Origin of the sequence: Sphingomonas lycopersici (assembly GCF_026130605.1) — a bacterium.
Taxonomy (GTDB): Bacteria; Pseudomonadota; Alphaproteobacteria; order Sphingomonadales; family Sphingomonadaceae; genus Sphingomonas; species Sphingomonas lycopersici.
Genome location: NZ_JANFAU010000021.1, coordinates 32,050 through 51,913, shown reverse-complemented (window position 1 = coordinate 51,913; position 19,864 = coordinate 32,050). Strand labels below are relative to the sequence as shown.

Sequence of the window (19,864 nt, the reverse complement as noted above, 5' to 3'; positions counted from 1 at the left end):
TGCGCCGTCGCCGCCGGTCGCCGCTGCGCCCGCGCCGGTCGTGGCACCGCCGGCGCCGCCGGCCGCCCCTGTTGCGGCGGCGCCCGCGGCACCGCGCGCGTCGGAGCCCAAGCCGATCACGATCACCACCGATCTGTCGCCGCGCACGCCGTCGGACCAGCAGCCGGTGCTGCGCTCGGTCGGGCCGGGCGGTTTCGTGCGTCAGGCGCCGGGCGAGCAGCAGCCGCCGATCGCCCCCGCGCCGCCGCGCCGACTCGTCCCCGCCAAGCCCTCGCCCGAGATCGCCGGCAAGACCAGCCTGCTCGATCTCAACGACAAGGTCTGCAAATGGCCGCTCGGCCACCCCGGTGAGCCCGATTTCCACTTCTGCGGCGACAAGGTGAACCCCGGTTTCCCTTATTGCGTCGAGCATTGCGGCCACGCCTATCAGGCGCAATTGCCGCGTCGTGACCGTCGCGCCCCGCCGCTGCCGTTCGGCGGCCCGCGGATGCGCTGACAGGCAGTCGCTAGTTCTTCTCCCCTCCCTTGAACAAGGGAGAGGTCGGGGGTGGGTTGGCCCGCGAGGCTACCGTTGCGCGCGCCTCATACCCACCCACCCCCAGCCCTCCTTTCACCAGGGAGGGGAGTTAAGGGAAATGGGCGCATCGCCATTCGAGCCATTGTCGCTGCGTATTTAAGTCAATGTTAATAGGGAAATGGGACCTTCCTCTCTCATGAGGGGGGGTTCTCATGGCACGTCATGTCGTTCGGTTTTTTCCCAACGATTCGCGCGGCGCGAGCCTGGTTGAATTCGCGCTGATCGCACCGCTCTTGATGATGATCCTGCTGGGGATACTCGGCTACGGCCAGTATTTCCTGCTTGCGCATAGCGCGCAGCAGATCGCGAATGACGCCGCGCGGGCGACGGTCGCCGGGATGAGCAGCGCCGAGCGTCAATCGCTCGCCCAGGCCGCGCTGACGCGCGAGCTTCCCAATCTGCCGGAGGTCGCCAGCGCGACGCTGTCGGTGAGCGAGTCGCTGCCGTCGGTGACGGTGCAGGTGCGAGTCGATGCCAGCCGGATCGGCCTGTACCGGCTCAATTTGCTGCCGATGCCCGATCCGACGATCGTTCGCAGCGCGGTGATCCAGCAGGGCGGTGTCCTGTGATGTGGCCGCATCCCCTCCGTTTGCTCCGCGATCGCCGCGCGGGCGCCGGGATATTGGTCGCGGCGGCGCTGCCGGTGGTGATCGGGATGGCCGCTTTCGCGGTCGATCTCGGCGCGGTGCAGCTCGATACCCGGCGGCTGCAAGGGGTGGCGGATGCCGCCGCGCTCGCCGCGGCGTCGGGCGATCCGACCAAGGCGCAGGTGACGGCGCAGGCGGCGGTCACCGCCGCCGGCTTTCCGCGATCGGTGACAGCGCAGGTCATTCCCGGCAATTACGTACAGGACGCGTCGATCGCGGCCGCGTCGCGCTTCACCCCGTTGAGCAACGGCAGCGGCAACGCCATGCGGGTCGTGCTGCAATCGACCTCGCCGACCTTCTTCGCGCGGATTTTCGGCAAGACCAATATCGTCATCTCGCGCCAGGCGACCGCGGCGCAACAGCGTTATGCGGCCTTCTCGATCGGGTCGCGGCTGGCGAGCCTCAACGGCGGGCTGCTCAATTCGTATCTCTCCGCGCTGACCGGCAGCAATGTCTCGCTGTCGGTGATGGATTATCAGTCGCTGGTCGGCGCCGATGTCGATCTGTTGCGCTTCCTGCCGCTGCTGCGCACCTCCGCCGGGCTGAAGGCGCTGACGTTCGGCGACGTGCTCAACAGCAATGTCTCGACGCCGCAGGTGCTCAACGCGATCGCCTCCGCGCTGTCGGCGGACGGCCAGCCGGCGGCGGCGACCGCGATCAAGAATCTGCTCAACGTCAGCGGCGGGCAATCGCTCACCTTGTCCGCGCTGATCGATGCCGGGCCGTTCGCGACGCAGAGCGAGGGCGGGACCGGGCTCGCCAAGGTCAATGCGCTGGCGATGGCCACCGCGGTGCTCCAGCTCGCGTCGCAGCAGCGACAGGTGGCGCTCGATCTGGGCGCGAGCGTGCCGGGGCTCGCCTCGACCAAGGTGTTTCTGGCGGTGGGCCAGCGGCAGGCGCAATCGCCGTGGATCACGATCACCGCCGCAGGCACGCCGATCCTCCATACCGCGCAGACGCGGCTGTTCGTCCAGGCCCAGCTCGCGCCGACGCTGATCTCCGGGTTGGGCGGGCTGGTCTCGATCAACCTGCCGCTGTTCGTCGAGCTCGCCGGCGCGGAGGGGCGGCTCAACGCGATCAACTGCGCCGGCGGGACGACGCCGAGCACGACGCTCGACGCCCGGACCGATGCGGTGCGCGCCGCGATCGGCAACATCAACACCTCGGCGCTCAACGATTTTTCCACGCCGATCAACCCGACGGAAACCACGCTGGTCCACGCCTTGCTGGTCGACGTGGTCGGCAGCAGCAACATCTCGACCGGGGCAAGCGAACCGTGGCAGCAGCTGACCTTCGGCCTGCCCGCGATCCAGGCCGGGCAGAGCCAGACGATCAGCCAGACGGTGCCGGTCAACGGGCTCGCCACCTCGCTGGTCCAGCAGGCTAATCTGGCGGTGGTGCTCGGCGGCCTGCGGGTGCCGGTCTCGCCGCTGCTCCAGCCGGTGACCTCGGCGCTGCAGCTCGTCTCGCCCGCGCTCGATACGTTGCTGATGACCGTCACCGGCACATTGGGGGTGGGGATCGGCCAGGCCGATCTGCGCGTCACCGGGATGCGCTGCGGCGCGGCGGTGCTGGTGGGGTAACCCTCTCTTTTCGTCATGCCGGGTCGAGCCCGGCATGACGATGTGATGGAAGAGCGTAGATCGCGCGGGCGCCGGGGTTTGCTGTCGCCGCGCGCCCCGATATAGCCGTTCCATGTCCGACGATCTGTTCGCTTCCCCCTCTTCCGCTACCGCCAACAGCTACGACGCCTCGTCGATCGAGGTGCTCGAAGGGCTGGAGCCGGTGCGGCGGCGCCCCGGCATGTATATCGGCGGCACCGACGAGCGCGCGCTGCACCACCTCGCGGCCGAAGTGCTCGACAATGCGATGGATGAGGCGGTTGCGGGCCATGCGACGCGGATCGAGGTGACGCTGGCGGTCGGCAACCGGCTGACGATCGTCGACAACGGACGCGGGATGCCGGTCGATCCGCACCCCAAATTCCCCGGCAAGAGCGCGCTCGAGGTGATCCTCTCGATGCTCCACTCGGGGGGCAAGTTCACCGGCAAGGCCTATGCCACGTCGGGCGGGTTGCACGGCGTCGGCGTGTCGGTGGTCAACGCCTTGTCGTCGGACACGGTGGTCGAGGTGGCGCGCGACCGCCAGCTCTACCGCCAGAGCTTCTCGCGCGGGCAGACGCTGACCCCGCTGGAGACGGTCGGCGCGGCGCCCAACCGGCGCGGCACCTCGGTCTCCTTCACCCCCGACGAGGAGATTTTCGGGAGCGAGCTGCATTTCAAACCGGCGCGGCTCTATCGGCTCGCGCGCTCCAAGGCCTATCTGTTCGCGGGCGTCGAGATCCGCTGGAAATGTGCCCCCGAGCTGATCACCGACGACACCCCGGCCGAGGCGGTGTTCCAATTCCCCGGCGGGCTCGCCGATCATCTGCGCGAACAGCTCGGCGGGCGCGAATGCGCGACCGCGGATTTCTTCGCGGGGACGCAGGAATTTCCCGACGGGCAGGGGCGGCTCGAATGGGCGGTGGCGTGGCCCTTGTGGTCCGACGGCAGCTATAGCTGGTATTGCAACACGATCCCGACGCCGGACGGCGGCACCCACGAACAGGGGCTGCGGCAGGCGCTGGTGCGCGGGCTTCGCGCGTTCGGCGAGCTGGTCGGCAACAAGCGCGCCAAGGATTTGAACGCCGACGACGTGATGGTCGGATCGGAACTGATGCTCTCGGTGTTCATCCGCGATCCGCAATTCCAGTCGCAGACCAAGGACCGGCTGACCTCGCCCGAGGCGGCGGGGCTGGTCGAAAAGGCCGCGCGCGACCATTTCGATCATTTCCTCAGCGACAATATGGACCGCGGCAAGGCGCTGCTCGGCTATGTGCTCGAGCGGATGGACGATCGCCTGCGCCGCAAGCAGGAGCGCGAGGTCAAGCGCAAGACCGCCACCTCGGGGCGCAAGCTGCGCCTCCCCGGCAAGCTCACCGATTGCGCCGCCGACAGCCCCGAGGGGACCGAGCTGTTCATCGTCGAGGGCGATTCGGCCGGCGGCTCGGCCAAGCAGGCGCGCGACCGCAAGACGCAGGCGATCCTGCCGATCCGCGGCAAGATCCTCAACGTCGCCTCGGCGACCTCGGCCAAGATCCTCGCCAATCAGGAAATCGCCGATCTGATCCAGGCATTGGGCTGCGGCACGCGCAAGGATTGTCTGGCGGACAACCTGCGCTACGAGCGCGTCATCATCATGACCGACGCCGATGTCGACGGCGCGCATATCGCGACGCTGCTGATGACCTTCTTCTTCCAGGAGATGCCCGATATCGTGCGCCGCGGGCACCTCTATCTCGCGCAGCCGCCGCTCTACCGCCTGACCGCGGGGAGCAAGTCGCTCTACGCGCGCGACGATGCGCACCGCGCCGAGATCGAGGCGGGGCCGTTCAAGGGCAAGAAGGTCGAGGTCGCGCGCTTCAAGGGGCTGGGCGAGATGAACCCGGGTCAGCTCCGCGAAACGACGATGGACAGCGCGACGCGCAGCCTGATCCGCATCACCCTGCCGCAGGAATATGAGGAGCGCGCCGGCGTGAAGGACCTGGTCGACCGGCTGATGGGCACCAACCCGGCGCACCGCTTCGCCTTCATCCAGGAAAATGCTGCGCGGATCGACGAGGAAACGATCGACGCGTGATGCCTCCGTCATTCCCGCGCAGGCGGGAATCCATTCTTGCTGGCGGTGCGATTCTTTCGACGACCTGCGCGAATGGATTCCCGCCTGCGCGGGAATGACGGAAGAGAAGAGGGATCGAGCAGACAGCCGTAAATCCCTTCCACCCCGGCGCAGGCCGGGGTCCAGCATCGAACCGGTCGTAACTGGACCCCGGCCTTCGCCGGGGTGGTTGTGCGGGCCGAAAGGCGGGATGTTGACGCTCCCGCGCTCCCCCCGGTATTAGCGGCTTCCGGGCGACCCCTTTCCGGGGTCGCCCTTGCTCTTTTTGCAGGAGATGCCCCGTGACCATCACCGCCCTGATGCCCGTTTATCCCCGGTCGGGGGTGCGGCCGGTGCGAGGCGAGGGGGCGTATCTGTTCGGCGAGCGCGGCGAGAAATATCTCGATTTCGCCAGCGGCATCGCGGTCAATTGCCTCGGCCACGGCCACCCGAAGCTGGTCAAGGCGATCGCCGATCAGGCGGCGACGCTGATGCATGTCAGCAATCTCTACGGCAGCCCGCAGGGCGAGCATTTTGCGCAGCGGCTGGTCGATGCGACCTTCGCCGATACGGTGTTCTTCACCAATTCGGGCGCCGAGGCGGTGGAATGCGCGATCAAGACCGCGCGGCGCTATCATTTCGCCAACGGCAACCCCCAGCGGCATGACCTGATCGCGTTCGATACCGCCTTCCACGGCCGGACGCTCGGGACGATCTCCGCGACCAACCAGCCCAAGATGCGCGACGGGTTCGAGCCGCTGTTGCCGGGCTTTAAATATGCCCAGTTCAACGATCTCGCCGGCGCGCTGGCGCTGATCGACGACAATACCGCCGGTTTCCTGGTCGAGCCGATCCAGGGCGAGGGCGGCATCCGCCCGGCGACGCAGGAATTCCTCCAGGGGCTGCGCAAGGCGTGCGACGAGCACGGCCTGCTGCTGGTGCTCGACGAGGTGCAGGCGGGCTATGGCCGCACCGGCAAATTGTTCGCGCATGAGCTTTACGGCATCACCCCCGATATCATGGCGGTGGCCAAGGGGATCGGCGGCGGCTTCCCGCTCGGCGCGTGCCTCGCGACCGAGGAGGCCGCCAAGGGGATGGTGATCGGCACCCACGGCTCGACCTATGGCGGCAACCCGCTGGCGATGGCGGCGGGCGAAGCGGTGCTCGACGTGATCCTCGAAGAAGGCTTCCTCGCCAATGTCGAGAAGATGGGCAACCGGTTGCGCCAGGCGCTCGAACAGATGATCCCCAACCATGATCATCTCTTCGCCGGGGTGCAGGGCCACGGGCTGATGCTCGGGCTCAGGCTCAAGAGCGACAGTCGCCGCTTCGTCGCGCATGCGCGCGACAATCATGGGCTGCTGCTGGTCGCGGCGGGCAACAATGTCGTCCGCATCCTGCCGCCGCTCAACATCGACGACAGCCATGTCGCCGAATGTATCGAGCGGCTGAGCGAAGCGGCGCGGGTCTACGTCCCGGCGGCCGACGATTGAGGTGACGCCCGGCATGCCGGGCGGCTTCTCGGGGGAGATATCATGACCATCCGTCATTTCCTGAATCTGTCCGACGCGGGTGCGGACGGCGTCGCCGCGATGCTGGCCGATGCGATCGACCGCAAGGCGGCGCGCGTGGGACTGCCCAAGGGCGCGCCCGACGCCGATGCGCCGCTCGCCGGCCGCGTGCTGGCGATGGTGTTCGAAAAGAATTCGACGCGCACCCGCTTCAGCTTCGACATGGCGATCCGCCAGCTCGGCGGCACCTCGATCGTCGCCGATGCGGGGACGATGCAGATCGGGCGCGGCGAGACGATCGCCGATACCGCGCGGGTGCTGTCGGGTTATGTCGACGCGATCATGATCCGCACTGACGATCATGCCAAGATCGAGGAAATGGCGGCGCACGCCAGCGTGCCGGTGATCAACGGGCTCACCGATGCCTCGCACCCGTGCCAGATCGTCGCCGACCTCCAGGCGATCCTCGAACACGGCAAGGCGCTGCCCGGGCTCAAGGTGGCGTGGCTGGGCGACGGCAACAATGTGCTCGCCTCGATCATGGAGGCGGCCGGGCTGCTCCATTTCGACGTGGTCGCGGCCTGCCCGCAGGGCTTCATGCCGAGCGACGCCGATGTCGCGCTGGGCAAGGGCCGCGCGCGCATCGTCGCCGATCCGCGCGAGGCGGCGGCGGGGGCCGACGTGATCGTCACCGATACCTGGATCTCGATGGGGCAGGCGCATGCCGAAACCAAGCTCAAGGCGATGATGCCCTATCAGGTCGATGCGGCGCTGATGGCGCAGGCCAAACCCGATGCGGTGTTCCTCCACTGCCTCCCCGCGCATCGCGGTGAGGAAGTGACCGCCGAGGTGATCGACGGGCCGCAGTCGCTGATCTGGGAAGAGGCGGAAAACCGGCTCCACGCGCAGAAGGCGGTGCTCCGCTGGTGCTTCGGACAGATCGGTTGATCGCCAACCGATAATCCCCATTTAAGCCCGGTTCGCCGGCGCTTCGTCCCGGCCGGTGCCGGGATGAGGGCTGATTCTTGATGGCTGACGCTAACCATATCCATGTCGATCGCGCGCTCGGTTTCGCGATTCCGGGGCGCAGCGCGCGTGGGCGTGTCGTGCGGCTGGGGCAGGTGGCGACCGATATCCTGTCCGCGCATGCTTATCCCCGCGCGATCGAGGCGCTGCTGGCCGAGGCTTTGGCACTGGGCGCGCTGATCGGCTCGACGCTCAAGGACGATGCCGGCCAGCTCACGCTCCAGGCGCAGACCGACAATGGCGTCGTGCGGCTGCTCGTGGTCGATTATCGCGCGGGGGAATTGCGCGGCTATGTCGATTACGACGCCGACCAGCTTGCCGCCGCGCCGGCCGAGCCGACCTTGTTCGCGTTGTTCGGGCAGGGCTATCTCGCGATCACCTTCGACATGGCGACCACCGGCGAGCGCTATCAGGGCATCGTTCCGCTTGACGGCGCGACGCTGACCGAGGCGGCGGAGAATTATTTCGTCCGCTCGGAGCAGATCCCCAGCCTGTTGCGCGTCGGGGTGCAGCGCGTGGGCGGCCGCATCGTCGCGGGTGGGCTGTTCCTCCAGTATCTGCCCGAGGGCGAGGAGGGGCGCGAGCGGCTGCATGTCCGGCTCGATCATCCCGAATGGGAGCATGTCGCCGCGCTCGGCGCGACGATGGGGGCGGACGAACTCGCCGATCCGACGCTGCCGCTCGAAAATCTCGTGTGGCGGCTGTTCAACGAGGAAGCCGAGGTGCGCGTGCTCGCGGCAATCCCGTTGACGCGCGGTTGTCGCTGCAACCCGGAGCATATCCTGTCGGTGATCGCGAAATTCCCGGCCGAGGAGCAGCGCGAGATGGCCGATGAAAAGGGCGTGATCGCGGTCGATTGCAAATTTTGTTCGAAAATTTTCCCGGTTCGGCTCGATTCCCTGGCCGCCTAGCGGTCAGGCGGTCTTGGATTGCGGTGAATCGTTGATATGTTTCGCTCGTGAAAAGATTCGGCTTTCTTCGTCCGGCGGCACTGCTGGTGGTTGCGCTCAGCGCGGGCGCGCTGGCGCAGAATGTGCGCATGGCGGCGCTCGGCAATGTCGAGCGCGGCAATTGGGGTTTGCACGAGATCGGCCACCGCGGTGCCGCCGCGCGGGAGATTTGCGTGCGCGATCCGCGGCAATTGCTCCAGCTGATGCATGGCCCGGCGCAATGCCCGCAATATGTGATCGAGAACGCGCCCAATAAGGTGACGGTGCAATATCAATGCCCCGGCGCCGGCTATGGCCGGACGACGATCAAGGTCGAGGATCGCAACCTGATCCGCCTCCAGACGCAGGGGCTGGTGAAGGGCGCGCCGTTCGATCTCGATTACGAGGGGCGGCTCGCCGGAAAATGTTGATCCCGGTGAGTGCGTTAGGAAGCTGTTAAGTCTTATCGGCTAGACGGGAGTGGTGCTTTTTTACGTGGAGCACGTTCTCTCCCTGATCCGGCCGGCGACGGCCGTGAATCCTTCGGGTCGCCTTCGGGCGGCCCTTTTTCTTGCGCGACGCGCGGCGAGACCCTAGCTGACGTTTTCTTATGACAAGCCAATCCCCGCTGGCGGTCGTCCTGGTTTCGGGCGGCCTCGATTCACTGGTTTCCGCCGCTTTGGCGCGCGAGGCCGGTTTTCGCGTGCTCGCGCTGTCGGTCGACTATAATCAGCGGCACCAGGTCGAGCTCGCCGCGGCGCGGCGCGTCGCGAAGATGCTGGGGGCGGAACGGCATGTCGTGCTCCCGCTCGATCTGCGCGCGTTCGGCGGCTCGGCGCTGACCGACGATATCGACGTGCCGAAGGACGGCGTGGGGGAGGGGATTCCGATCACCTATGTCCCCGCGCGCAACACGATCTTCCTCAGCCTCGCGCTCGGCTGGGCCGAGGCGAGCGGCGCGCGCGACATCTATGTCGGGGTCAATGCACTCGATTATTCGGGCTATCCCGATTGCCGGCCCGAATTCATCGCCGGGTTCGAGACGCTTGCCGAGCTCGCCACCAAGGCGGGGGTCGAGGGCACGCCGTTCCGCATCCGCGCGCCGCTGCAGATGATGACCAAGGCCGATATCGTGCGCGAAGGCGCGCGGCTCGGCATCGAGATGGGGGTGAGCTGGTCATGTTACGATCCCGCGCCCGGCGGGCTGCATTGCGGGCTGTGCGATAGCTGCCGGCTGCGCCACAAGGGGTTCGAGGATGCCGGTGTGCCCGATCCGACCGCTTATGCGGTCACCCCGCCGGCGCCGTGACATGAGCTACGCGGTCAAGGAAATGTTCCTGACCCTCCAGGGCGAGGGCGTGCAGGCCGGGCGCCGCGCGGTGTTCGTGCGCTTCGCCGGCTGCAACCTGTGGTCGGGCCGCGAGGAGGATCGCGCGACCGCGATCTGCCGTTTCTGCGATACCGATTTCATCGGGATGGACGGCGCGGGCGGCGCGCGCTTCGCCGATGCGGCAGCGCTGGCGGCAGCGGCGGCGGCGATGTGGGACGGCGATACCGCCGAGCGCTTCGCGGTGCTGACCGGGGGCGAGCCGATGCTGCAGGTCGACGACGCTTTGGTCGATGCGCTCCACGCGGCGGGCTTCGCGATCGCGATCGAGAGCAACGGCACCCTGCCGGTCCACCCCGCGATCGACTGGGTGTGCATCAGCCCCAAGGCCGGCAGCGAGACGGTGCAACGCTCGGGCGACGAGCTCAAACTCGTCTGGCCGCAGCCGGGCAGCGATGTCGATGCTATGGAGCGCTGGGATTTCGCGCACCTGCTCGTCCAGCCGCTCGACGATCCGCACGCCGAGGCGAACCGCGCGGCGGCGATCGCCTTCGTGATGCAGCGGCCGCGCTGGCGGCTGACGCTCCAGACGCACAAGATGCTGGGGTTGCGTTAAGACGCATTGAGGGGCGAAACCCGAACCTTCCCAAACCGTCCACCCCGGCGCAGGCCGGGGGCCAGTGTCGGGCCGGTCGTAACCGGACCCCGGCCTGCGCCGGGGCGGCAGGGGATAGTAATTCCGATCGAGCGCTTCGTCTCAGCGCTGCGCGATACCCGTGCCCGCGGGCGGGAAATTCTGCGCGCCGCACTTCTTGACCTGCCACTCGCCGTTCTTCCAGCAGATCGGATCGAGCCGCGGCAGCGTCGTCTGCGGCCAGACGAAGCGCGGGAAGCGCTGCTCGCCCCACGGCGTCAGGCTGTTGCGCAATTCGCGGATCCGCTGGAGCGCGACCGTGCCGAAGCCGCCGCGCGGCGCGAAAACGATATCGCGGCCGACGTCATTGGCGGCGAGGCAGAAATTATATTGTGCGGCAACCGTGGTGAAGCTCGAATAGGTCTTGGTGCCGAACTGGTCGAGCGCGTTCTGCGCGGCCTTGGGCGTCTTGTTGTTGCGCGCGAAATATTTGCCGAGCACGTCCCAAGAACGTTTCAGCTCGACCTTATGATCGACGAGCATCGCATTGTAATTGCTCACCGCCAGCAGGGTCGGCTCGAACTGGCATTGCAGCGCGGCGACGTTCAGCGCGGCACGCACGTTCCATATGATCGCGGCTTTCGCCTCCTCCGGGGTGGCCCCCGGCAGCGACGGGCCGAGCCCGGTTTCGGTGCCGGTTACCGGCTGGCCGGAGACGTCCTTGGCCTGCATGAAGAATTGCGCGGCGGCAGGCCCGGCCATCAAGAGAGCCCCCGCGGCTGCTCCCGCTCCGATGATCCGCCCCAACGACATTCCAGGTCCTCCCACGCTACGCGCGGGATTCTAGGCCGATTGGGCCGCCAACCCAACCCCGATTCGTCACAACGTTGACTCGATCCGTCGCATTGCGCTTGCCCGGCGTGTCATGGCCCGTCCCCGCCAATGAGAAGGGCCGCCCGGTCGCCCGGACGGCCCCTTTCTTTTCCTGATTGCCTTGCGGCCTATCAGTGGGCGTTGCCCGGCGCAGCCGCATTGGCATCGGCCGCACCCGCGTCGTTCGCCATCGCGCCAGCGTTCATGGAGCTGTCGACCGCGGTCATGTTGTCGCTGGTGGTGTCCATGCCCTCGGTGGCGTTCATGTCGGTAATCGTGGTGTTCTCGGTGCTGGTCTCGGTCTTCGAGCCACAGGCCGAGACGGCCAGAGCCGCCGCCGCAATGGCCGTACCGGTCAGGATCTTGGAAATAGCACGCATTGAAAGCTCCCTAGACAGTAGATTTGGACGGCAGCTTGGCCATTAATCCCCAAATCGAGGGGGACATTAGTCGCATCTGGCCGCGCTCTCAAGTCTCGTTTTCACGAGCACAAGAAAGCCTTTCGAGAAATCGGTCCCGCGTCAACGCCAAAGCCGCGTCAAAGGTTGCAAGATTATGTGGTGCGCCAAGCATTTCCGCGCTGGTGACGGGATATTCGGCGATCCCGCACGGCACGATCCCGCCGAAATCGGCGAGGTTCGGCGAGAGGTTCACCGAAAAGCCGTGAAAGGTCACCCAACGCCGCACGCGCACCCCGATCGCGCCGATCTTCGCCTCGTGCCCCGCGCGATCGATCGTCCAGATGCCGATCCGCCCCGGCGCGCGGAAGCTTTCGATCCCCAGCTCGGCCAGCGCATCGATCACCCAGCCTTCGACCGAATGGACGAAATGCCGCACGTCGCGCCCGCGCCGCGTGAGATCGAGCATCAGATAGCCGACGCGCTGCCCCGGCCCGTGATAGGTGTAACGCCCGCCGCGCCGGGCGCTGACCACCGGGAAACGGGGGTCGATCAGCTCGGCGGGATCCGCGCTGGTGCCCGCGGTATAGACCGGGGGATGCTCGACCAGCCAGATCAGCTCGGCCGTCTCTCCCGCGGCGATCGCGGCGGCGCGCGCCTCCATCTCGGCCAGCGCGGCGGTATAATCGGTAAGCCCGGGCGATACGCGCCATTCGATCGCGGCTGATGGGTTGGCTGCTTGGTCCACGCGCGCCCAGATGCGACCGCGACGCTCGATTGGCAAGCGCGGGGGCAATGGGTTACAGGTGGCGCATGATGATACGGATCGGCACGGTTTGGGATCGAACGTGCGAAGTGATCGCTGGCCGCGCCGGCCTATTAGCATGGCTCGCCGGGCTGTTCCTGTTCCTGCCCTCGTTGCTGCAGACGATCCTGCGCTTCGTCGCGGCGAGCGGCGGGGCGGGGGGTGGCCTGCGCGTGCTTGCCGCGCTGGTCGGGCTGGCGGTGCTGGTGCTCGCCATCTGGGGCGTGCTGGCGATGACCGCGATGGCCAGCGACCCCGCGGTCGACCGGCATCAGGCGATCGCGATCGCGCGCCGGCGCTTGCCCGCGGGGATCGGGGTGCTGCTGGTGGCGATGCTGGTGACGGTCATCGTCGTCGCGGTGCCGATGACCTGGCTGCTCGCGGGCAATGTCGACATGGCGAAGCTGCAGCAGGGCGCGCCGCCGGTGATCGATCCGTCGCGCGCCGGCAGCGCGATGATCGGCTTCCTGATCCTTGCGATCGCCGCCTTGTGGGTCAGCGCGCGGCTCGTCCCGCTGTTTGCGGTGGTCACCAATGAGCGGCGCGGGCTCGGCGCCTTTGCCCGCGCCTTTGCGCTGACGCGCGGCAGCACGTTGAAGCTGCTCGGGGTGATGCTTCTTTATGCCATCGTCGCGGTCGTCCTGCTCACCGCGGTGACCTGGGTGTTCGGCAGCGTCGGGCAGATCGTGTTCGGCCGGACCGGCGCGTTCCTGCTCGTCGCGCTCGCGACCAGCGTGCTCACCGCGGGTTTCAGCGTGGTGCAGGCGGTATTCAGCGCCCAATTCTACGGCGCCGCGCGCGAACAGCTCGACCGGGCATGAAACTCACTCTTGGTCGCGTCCTCGCCGACGCATGGACGATCCTGCGCCGCGAGGGCGATCTGGTGCTGCGCGTCGCGGCGCCGTTCCTGTTCCTGCCCAATTTCGCGGTGCAATTGCTCGTCGCGCCGCCGCCCGCGCTGCCGCAATCGACCGGCGATCGCGCCGCGATGCAGGCATGGGCGCAGGCGATCTATAGCTGGATGCAGGCCAATGCCGGCTGGTATCTGCTGGTCAATCTGGTCGGCATCTATGGGATGGCGGCGCTCACCATCCTGCTGATCCACCCGGCGCGCCCCGATGTGCGCACCGCGCTGATCACCGCGGCGCGGCGCTTCGGCCGGTTCTTTCTCGCCTATCTGCTGATGGCGATCCCGATCTCATTGGGGTTCTGGCTGTTCGTGCTGCCCGGCCTCTACATGCAGGCGCGGCTGATCGCGACGATCCCCGCTTTGGTGGTCGAGGCGCCGATCGGCGCGGCGCGCGCGGTCGGGCGAAGCTGGCGGGTGACGCGCGGCGAATGGTGGGGCGTGCTCGGCGCGGTGGTACTGATCTTCCTCGCGCAATATCTGATCCGCGTGCCGCTGAGCCCGGCGGACAGCTTCCTGCGCTCGGCGGGGCATGAGAATCCGATCGTGCTCGCGCTGGCCGATGCGGTGATGGCAGCGGCCGAGGCAGCCTATCAGATCGCGATCCTCGGGGTCGGGATCGCGATCTATCGCCGGCTCGCCAGCAACGGGATGTGAGGCGCGGCGTCCGCCGGCAACAGCCCCAGCGCGCGCGGATCGGGAAAGGTCTCGATCGTCCGCTTGACCGCGACAAAGCCCTGCGCGCGATAGAAATTGAGCGCGGACGGGTGATCGAGCGTGCAGGTGTTGACCGTCACCTTGGTCACATCCGCGCGCCACGCCCGGGTCATCGCCTCGCTCATCAGCCAGCGCCCGTGGCCCCTGCCGGCCAGTTCGGGCACCAGCCCGAAATAGGAAAGCTCGCACACGCCGGGATGCGCGTGATCGAGCTCGACCATCCCCACCTCGATCCCCGCGCGATCGACCACCGCGAAGACCGACACCGCGGGCGCGCGGATGATCTCGCTCAGCCGCGCATCGTCCATCGCCAGCCGCGAATACCACAGCCACGGCCCGCCGACGCGGCGGAACAGGGCGCGATATTTGTCGGGCTCCGGCGCGAGCCAATGCACCAGCCGCAGCGCGCTCGGCGCGGAGGGGCGGAGCGGCGGGCGCCGCGTCATCACCAGCGAGGTGACGATCGTCGCGAGCTGGTCGTCGGGAACCGGGGTCAGGCCCATCGCGCGGCTCAGCTCCAGGTCGCGAGCGGGGGCAGGCTCATCAGGATCGCGTCGATATTGCCCCCGGTCTTGAGCCCGAACAATGTGCCGCGATCGTAGACGAGGTTGAATTCGGCATAGCGCCCGCGCCATTCGCGCTGCGCGGCCAGCTCCGCCTCGGTGAACGGCAGCCCCATCCGCCGCCGCACGATACGCGGGAAAACCGCGAGAAACGCGCGCCCGACATCCTGGGTGAAGGCGAAATTGGTCGCGAAATCGCCCTCGAGATGATCGTAGAAGATCCCGCCCACCCCGCGATGCACCTTGCGATGCGGGATATAGAAATAATCGTCCGCCCATTCTTTGAAGCGCGGATAATGCACCGGGTCGTGCGCATCGCAGGCGGCCTTCAGCGTGGCGTGGAAATCCTCGGTATCCTCGGCCACCGGCAGCGGCGGGTTGAGATCCGCCCCGCCGCCGAACCAGCGCTTGGTGGTCACCAGGAAACGCGTGTTCATATGCACCGCGGGGACGTGCGGGTTGGCCATATGCGCGACGAGGCTGATCCCGGTGGCGAAGAAGCGCGGGTCCTCGGCGGCGCCGTGGATCGTCTTGCCGAATTCGCCCTCGAACGCGCCGCCGACGGTCGAGACGTTGACCCCGACCTTCTCGAACACGCGGCCCTTCATCACCCCGCGCACCCCGCCGCCGCCCGGCGCGCCGCTCGGATCGGTGCGATCCCAGGCGATATAATCGAACCGCGCGTCGGACCCGGCCTCGCGCTCGATCGCCTCGAATTCGGCGCAGATCAGATCGCGGAGTTGCTCGAACCAGGCACGCGCGGTGGATTGTTGTTCGTCAAGCGGTTGCATCGGACAGGCGGTAAGCATCGGCCGGCGGGCTGGCAACCGTTGCGCGGATTCTTCTTCCCTCGGTTCGCGCCAGAGCGAGGAGAAACCAGCAGCAGCGCGAGCAGAACGGGGGCGAGGTTTGCACCGCTCGTCTCATCTGTTACGGCCTGACCATCCAGCAAAGCCATTGAGGGGGGCGTGAATGGCCAGCCTGTTGCGTCGCAAGACGATCGTCGAACAACCGCCGGAGCGCGCCCTGGCGCGGACTTTGTCGTGGCCGCATCTCGTCGCACTTGGCGTCGGCGCGATCGTCGGCACCGGCATCCTGACGCTGATCGGGGTCGGCGCGGATCGCGCCGGGCCGGCGGTGATCCTGTCGTTCGTCATCGCCGGCGCGATCTGCGCCTGTGCCGCGCTCGCTTATGCCGAAATGGCGACGATGATCCCCGCCTCGGGGAGCGCCTATACCTATAGCTATGCGGTGCTCGGCGAGGTGATCGCCTGGGTGATCGGCTGGTCGCTGATCCTCGAATATTCGCTCGTCGTCTCGACCGTCGCGGTCGGCTGGTCGGGCTATGCCGCGCCGCTGCTGACCCCCTTCGGCTTCCCGGCCGAGCTCACCAAAGGACCGGCGCTGGGCGGGCTGATGAACGTCCCTGCGGTATTCATCATCGCGGTGGTCGCCGGGCTGCTGATGGCCGGCACGCGCGAGAGCGCGACGCTCAATGCCGTCCTCGTGGTGATCAAGATGATCGCGCTGGCGGTGTTCGTCGCGATCGCGCTGCCGCATTTCAACGGCGCCAACCTCGATCCGTTCATGCCGTTCGGCTTCGCCAAGCATGTCACCGACAGCGGCGCCGAGCGCGGGGTGATGGCGGCGGCGGCGATCATCTTCTTCGCCTTCTACGGCTTCGACGCGATCTCCACCGCGGCGGAGGAGACGCGCAATCCGGGGCGCGATCTGGCGATCGGCATCGTCGGATCGATGATGGCATGCATCGCGATCTATATGCTCGTCGCGGTCGCCGCGGTCGGCGCCTTGTCGTTCACGCGTTTCGCCGACAGCCCCGAGCCGCTCGCGCTGATCCTGCGCGAGATCGGGCGCCCGGGGTTCGCGACCTTCCTCGCGGTCAGCGCGGTGGTCGCGCTGCCGACGGTGCTGCTCGGCTTCCTGTTCGGGCAGAGCCGCATCTTCTTCGTGATGGCGCGCGACGGGCTGCTGCCCGAGGCGCTGGCGAAGGTCTCGCGGCGTGGCTCGCCGGTCCGCATCACCTTGCTCACCGCGGTGCTGGTCGCGATCATCGCCGGGGTGATGCCGCTCGACGCGATCGCTGCGCTCGCCAATGCCGGGACGCTTGCGGCGTTCGTCGCGGTGTGCGTGTGCATGCTGGTGATGCGCCGCCGTGCGCCCGATGCCCCGCGCACCTTCCGCACCCCGTTCGCGCCGCTGGTGGGGACGATCGGGGTGCTGGGGTGCATCTATCTGTTCTTCAGCCTGCCGCATCGCACGCAGGAATATTTCCTGCTGTGGAACGTTGCCGGGCTGGTGCTCTATTTCCTCTACGGCCGCCGCCGCGCCAACGCCGGCGTGGCCTGATCGGGGGCGGCCCGCCTTGCACGGCGGGCCGCATTTTTTGGTGTCCGGCGCCGCTCAGGCGGCGAAGCGCACGTTCCTCTCGCGTGTGCGGGCGCGCATCGCGCCGCCGATGAAGCCGAAGCCGAGGATCATCATCGCCCAGGTCGTCGGCTCCGGGACGGCTGCCAGCCCATCGAGGCGAAAGACGTCGGCGGTGGTGAACAAATAATCCCTGTTCTGCAGAATATCGAAATCGAGATTATAGCCCATCGCGTCGAATGCCGCGAGATCGTTGGCGGTAACGGCGCCCATCTTGCAGTATTCGGACGCAGGGGCCAACACGCCGATTTGTTTGGAGACGGCGCAGCCGAAGCCGGAACTCTGCAGTTTCCAATGCGACGCTTGATAGCCGTCGCCGTTGAACGTGCCGGTTGGAGTTTCAGCGGCAAAGCCGTTGCCCTCGAACACGGTGGCGCCATCGATGCTGAAGATGGCGTCTTCGCCTGGCGTAAGCTGGATCTGATCCGGCGAGATCGCATCGCGCCGGAACAGATCGAAGACCCTGGTGACCTGATAATCATCCAGACTTTCGCCCTGGTAACCGAATAGCGCGGGATTGGGGCTCACGATCGAATCATAAGGGTCCGTGGAGCTTTCGAAACCGAGCGCATGGCCGAACTCATGCAGCGCGACCGCGGTAAAATCCAAGCGATACGATATGTTGTTGGATGGATCGTAATCGAATGTGAAAGAGCTTGACGAGAATTTGATCGTGCTGTCGATCGTATTGTTTCCGATATCGAAGCCAAGCGCCTTCAAACCGGCGGTCCCGGTGTAGAGATAGGTGTTGTTAAGCGAGTTGTTGTTGTCGACCACCCCCTCCACCGGGTTTTTCATCCCGGATCCGCTCAGGGTTCCGTCGCTTCCGACGGGTCGGATCACGTTCAGACCCCCCGCGGCGCTTAATGGCACCAGACTCGCCACCGCACTGGCATCGAGCGCTGTCGCTGCGTTCGCCGCGAGCGCCTGATAAACCGCCCGTGTCGATGCGCTGGTGTAGTTGTTATAAGTGATGGCCGCTGAGCCGGAAGACAGTTTCTCGAATGAAACGGCGATGTTGATGTTCTGCATATTATCGCTGCCGGAAAGTATCGTATTCCAGTAATTCGCTGCTTTCCGAATTGAGTAGAGCGCGCGCGCACCGTTCGCGGTCGTCGTGAAACTACTGTCCGGGCGCAAAATGATCTTGATCGCGCCGGCTGGCGTGGCCGATAAAACGGTCCCCGAAATCGCCAAAGCGATAAACAAGCTGCTCCGCAATGCCGCCATATGCTCTTCCCCTCCTTCGGCGGAGAGAGAATAGGGTTAACGCAGAAAAACCATTTGATCGGGGTCAAATGGTGCGCGCTGGGCGCATCGCCAAAAAAAAAGCGCTCCGCGTGGGGGCGGAGCGCCTGTCGTTTCGCAATCGGGGTCAGCCGGCGAAGCGCACCTTCGGCTGGCGCGCGCGAACGCGCAGCGCGCCGCCGATGAAGCCGAACCCCATGATCATCATCGCCCAGGTCGACGGTTCCGGCACCCCGGCCAGCCCGGCGAGACGGAAGATGTCGGCCGAGCTGAATTCATATCCCTTGTTCTTGAGGATATCGAATTTGAGGTTGTAGCCGATCGCGTCGAACGCGGCGAGGTCGTTCGAGGTGACGATCCCGAGCTGGCAATAGCCCGAGCTCGGATCCATCACGCCGACCTGCTGCGGCGAGGGGATGAAGCAATTGTTCTGGTCGTAATAGCCGGTGCCTTCCTTCCAGTGCGAGGTCTGGTCGCCATCGCCGTTGTAGCGCCCGGTGGCGAACTGCGAATAGCTGCCGTCGCCGTTGAACGGATTGACCCCGTCGACCGTGAACAAGGCGTTGCGGTTGGGATCGAGCTGGATGTAGCGCTCGCCGGTCGCCGGATCGAACCCGGACGCCCCGCCATTGGCCGAGCGGCGGAACAGATCGAGCACCGACAGCACCGATTCATTGTCCCAGTTGATCCCGGTCTCGCCCGCGCCGGGGCCCTTGCCGCCGTAATAATCGTAATAATCCGAGCCGCTGACGAAGCCCAGCGCGTGGCCGAGCTCATGCACCGCGACCGCGGTGAAATCCTCGGTGCCGACCGAGATGCCGTCGGTCGGATCGAAATCGAACGCGAAGTTCGAGCTGAAGGTGATATTGGCGTCGATCGCTGAATTGCCGACGTCATAGCCGAGCGCCTTCAGGTTGGCGCCGTTCGCGTAGAGGTAGCGGTTGTTGTAGCTGTCGTTATTGTCGAACACGCTGCCGGTGGTGATGTTCAGCCCGCCCCCGGTGAGCGTGCCGTCGAGCCCCGGCGCGCGGCGATAGCCGATGCCGCCCGCGGCCGTGAGCGGGACGAGGCTGTTGACCGCGCTGGCGTCGAGCGCGCCGCCGGCGTTCGCCGCGAGCGACTGATAGACCGACGCGGCCGACACGTCATAGGCGTAGCTGCGGGTCGATCCGAGGATATTCGGGGCGAGCGAGGCGAACGACACGTTGATGTTGATATTCTGCATGCCGCTCGCGCCGCTGAGCGTCTGGTTCCAGTAATTGGCGGCTTTCTGGAAGGCGAAGAGTGCCGCGGCGCCATTGGGTGAATTGGAGAAGGTGGAATCGGGCCGGAGGATGATGTTGACGGCCGCCGCGGGTGTGCTGGCGAGGCCGATCCCCGATACGGCCGACACGACAAGCAATGCGTTTTTCAACGTCTTCATATGCTTCCCCTGATTGATTGTGGGACGGATCTGCGCCCGCCTTATGTGGTTAACAATCAGTTAATTGGAGAAGGGCGTCAATTCGGTTTCGATGGCCGATCGGCGGAATTACAATCACTTCGGCTACAAAAAAGGGCG

At 66.5% G+C, this 19,864-nt stretch carries 19 protein-coding genes and 2 pseudogenes; 13 read left to right on the top strand and 8 right to left on the bottom strand.

Annotated features, from left to right (window positions below; translation table 11 throughout):
* The 10 genes from NED98_RS22445 to queE all read left to right on the top strand — a co-directional run.
* Positions 1 to 496: GcrA family cell cycle regulator (locus tag NED98_RS22445; protein WP_265314558.1), on the top strand; the 496-nt coding region annotated here is incomplete at its 5' end.
* 233 nt (positions 497 to 729) lie between these two features.
* The gene (locus NED98_RS22440; protein ID WP_179510790.1) at positions 730 to 1,146 is read left to right on the top strand and encodes a TadE/TadG family type IV pilus assembly protein; all 417 of its coding nucleotides are present in this window, start codon (positions 730 to 732) and stop codon (positions 1,144 to 1,146) included.
* Positions 1,146 to 2,807 (top strand): pilus assembly protein TadG-related protein, encoded by a 1,662-nt coding sequence (locus NED98_RS22435; protein ID WP_265314557.1) that lies wholly within the window; start codon positions 1,146 to 1,148, stop codon positions 2,805 to 2,807. The genes NED98_RS22440 and NED98_RS22435 overlap by 1 nt, the downstream gene beginning before the upstream one ends.
* Before the next feature lie 112 nt (positions 2,808 to 2,919).
* Positions 2,920 to 4,902 carry a DNA topoisomerase IV subunit B gene (gene parE, locus NED98_RS22430; protein WP_265314555.1) on the top strand — a complete coding sequence of 661 codons (1,983 nt, stop codon included), beginning with the start codon at positions 2,920 to 2,922 and terminating at the stop codon, positions 4,900 to 4,902.
* Positions 4,903 to 5,222: 320 nt separating this feature from the next.
* Positions 5,223 to 6,413, top strand: coding sequence for an aspartate aminotransferase family protein (locus NED98_RS22425; RefSeq protein ID WP_179510794.1), 1,191 nt, complete (start codon positions 5,223 to 5,225; stop codon positions 6,411 to 6,413).
* Between the two features lie 42 nt (positions 6,414 to 6,455).
* Positions 6,456 to 7,379 carry an ornithine carbamoyltransferase gene (argF, locus tag NED98_RS22420; RefSeq protein WP_265269076.1) on the top strand — a complete coding sequence of 308 codons (924 nt, stop codon included), beginning with the start codon at positions 6,456 to 6,458 and terminating at the stop codon, positions 7,377 to 7,379.
* A gap of 80 nt (positions 7,380 to 7,459) precedes the next feature.
* Positions 7,460 to 8,368: an Hsp33 family molecular chaperone HslO gene (gene hslO / locus NED98_RS22415; RefSeq protein WP_265314554.1), complete on the top strand. Its 909-nt coding sequence runs from the start codon at positions 7,460 to 7,462 to the stop codon at positions 8,366 to 8,368.
* A gap of 47 nt (positions 8,369 to 8,415) precedes the next feature.
* Positions 8,416 to 8,817 (top strand): hypothetical protein, encoded by a 402-nt coding sequence (locus NED98_RS22410; protein WP_265269078.1) that lies wholly within the window; start codon positions 8,416 to 8,418, stop codon positions 8,815 to 8,817.
* 179 nt (positions 8,818 to 8,996) lie between these two features.
* Positions 8,997 to 9,695, top strand: a complete 699-nt coding sequence (queC, locus tag NED98_RS22405; protein WP_265269079.1) for a 7-cyano-7-deazaguanine synthase QueC — start codon at positions 8,997 to 8,999, stop codon at positions 9,693 to 9,695.
* 1 nt (position 9,696) lies between these two features.
* Positions 9,697 to 10,329, top strand: a complete 633-nt coding sequence (gene queE, locus NED98_RS22400; protein ID WP_265314552.1) for a 7-carboxy-7-deazaguanine synthase — start codon at positions 9,697 to 9,699, stop codon at positions 10,327 to 10,329.
* A gap of 141 nt (positions 10,330 to 10,470) precedes the next feature.
* Here the strand turns inward: queE and NED98_RS22395 are convergent, their stop codons facing one another.
* The 3 genes from NED98_RS22395 to lipB all read right to left on the bottom strand — a co-directional run bounded on the left by NED98_RS22395 (position 10,471) and on the right by lipB (position 12,366).
* Positions 10,471 to 11,109 (bottom strand): hypothetical protein, encoded by a 639-nt coding sequence (locus NED98_RS22395; protein WP_265269081.1) that lies wholly within the window; start codon positions 11,107 to 11,109, stop codon positions 10,471 to 10,473.
* A gap of 242 nt (positions 11,110 to 11,351) precedes the next feature.
* Positions 11,352 to 11,600 carry a hypothetical protein gene (locus NED98_RS22390; RefSeq protein ID WP_265269082.1) on the bottom strand — a complete coding sequence of 83 codons (249 nt, stop codon included), beginning with the start codon at positions 11,598 to 11,600 and terminating at the stop codon, positions 11,352 to 11,354.
* 88 nt (positions 11,601 to 11,688) lie between these two features.
* Positions 11,689 to 12,366 carry a lipoyl(octanoyl) transferase LipB gene (lipB, locus tag NED98_RS22385; protein ID WP_265314550.1) on the bottom strand — a complete coding sequence of 226 codons (678 nt, stop codon included), beginning with the start codon at positions 12,364 to 12,366 and terminating at the stop codon, positions 11,689 to 11,691.
* 107 nt (positions 12,367 to 12,473) lie between these two features.
* Between lipB and NED98_RS22380 the strand changes: the two genes are divergently transcribed.
* The gene (locus NED98_RS22380) at positions 12,474 to 13,244 is read left to right on the top strand and encodes a hypothetical protein (protein WP_265314548.1); all 771 of its coding nucleotides are present in this window, start codon (positions 12,474 to 12,476) and stop codon (positions 13,242 to 13,244) included.
* Entirely contained in the window at positions 13,241 to 13,987 is a 747-nt protein-coding gene (locus NED98_RS22375) for a hypothetical protein (RefSeq protein WP_265269085.1), read from the top strand. Before NED98_RS22380 ends, NED98_RS22375 begins: the two co-directional genes overlap by 4 nt.
* Here NED98_RS22375 and NED98_RS22370 read toward each other — a convergent pair.
* Complete coding sequence (locus NED98_RS22370; protein ID WP_265314546.1) at positions 13,957 to 14,550, bottom strand: GNAT family N-acetyltransferase; 594 nt, start codon at positions 14,548 to 14,550, stop codon at positions 13,957 to 13,959. The two genes, NED98_RS22375 and NED98_RS22370, sit on opposite strands and share 31 nt — an antisense overlap.
* 8 nt (positions 14,551 to 14,558) lie before the next feature.
* Positions 14,559 to 15,401, bottom strand: a complete 843-nt coding sequence (gene hemF, locus NED98_RS22365) for an oxygen-dependent coproporphyrinogen oxidase (protein ID WP_265314545.1) — start codon at positions 15,399 to 15,401, stop codon at positions 14,559 to 14,561.
* Positions 15,402 to 15,582: 181 nt separating this feature from the next.
* Between hemF and NED98_RS22360 the strand changes: the two genes are divergently transcribed.
* Complete coding sequence (locus tag NED98_RS22360; RefSeq protein WP_265314544.1) at positions 15,583 to 16,977, top strand: amino acid permease; 1,395 nt, start codon at positions 15,583 to 15,585, stop codon at positions 16,975 to 16,977.
* Positions 16,978 to 17,031: 54 nt separating this feature from the next.
* On the opposite strand, the pseudogene NED98_RS23435 reads toward NED98_RS22360, so the two are convergent.
* The 3 genes and pseudogenes from NED98_RS23435 to NED98_RS22350 form a co-directional block, all read right to left on the bottom strand.
* A pseudogene (locus NED98_RS23435) lies at positions 17,032 to 17,142 on the bottom strand (PEPxxWA-CTERM sorting domain-containing protein); the annotation flags it as partial.
* Between the two features lie 84 nt (positions 17,143 to 17,226).
* Positions 17,227 to 18,285: pseudogene (locus NED98_RS22355) on the bottom strand (NF038122 family metalloprotease); the annotation flags it as partial.
* A gap of 145 nt (positions 18,286 to 18,430) precedes the next feature.
* Positions 18,431 to 19,726 (bottom strand): NF038122 family metalloprotease, encoded by a 1,296-nt coding sequence (locus NED98_RS22350; protein WP_265269090.1) that lies wholly within the window; start codon positions 19,724 to 19,726, stop codon positions 18,431 to 18,433.
* Positions 19,727 to 19,864: the final 138 nt, after the last annotated feature.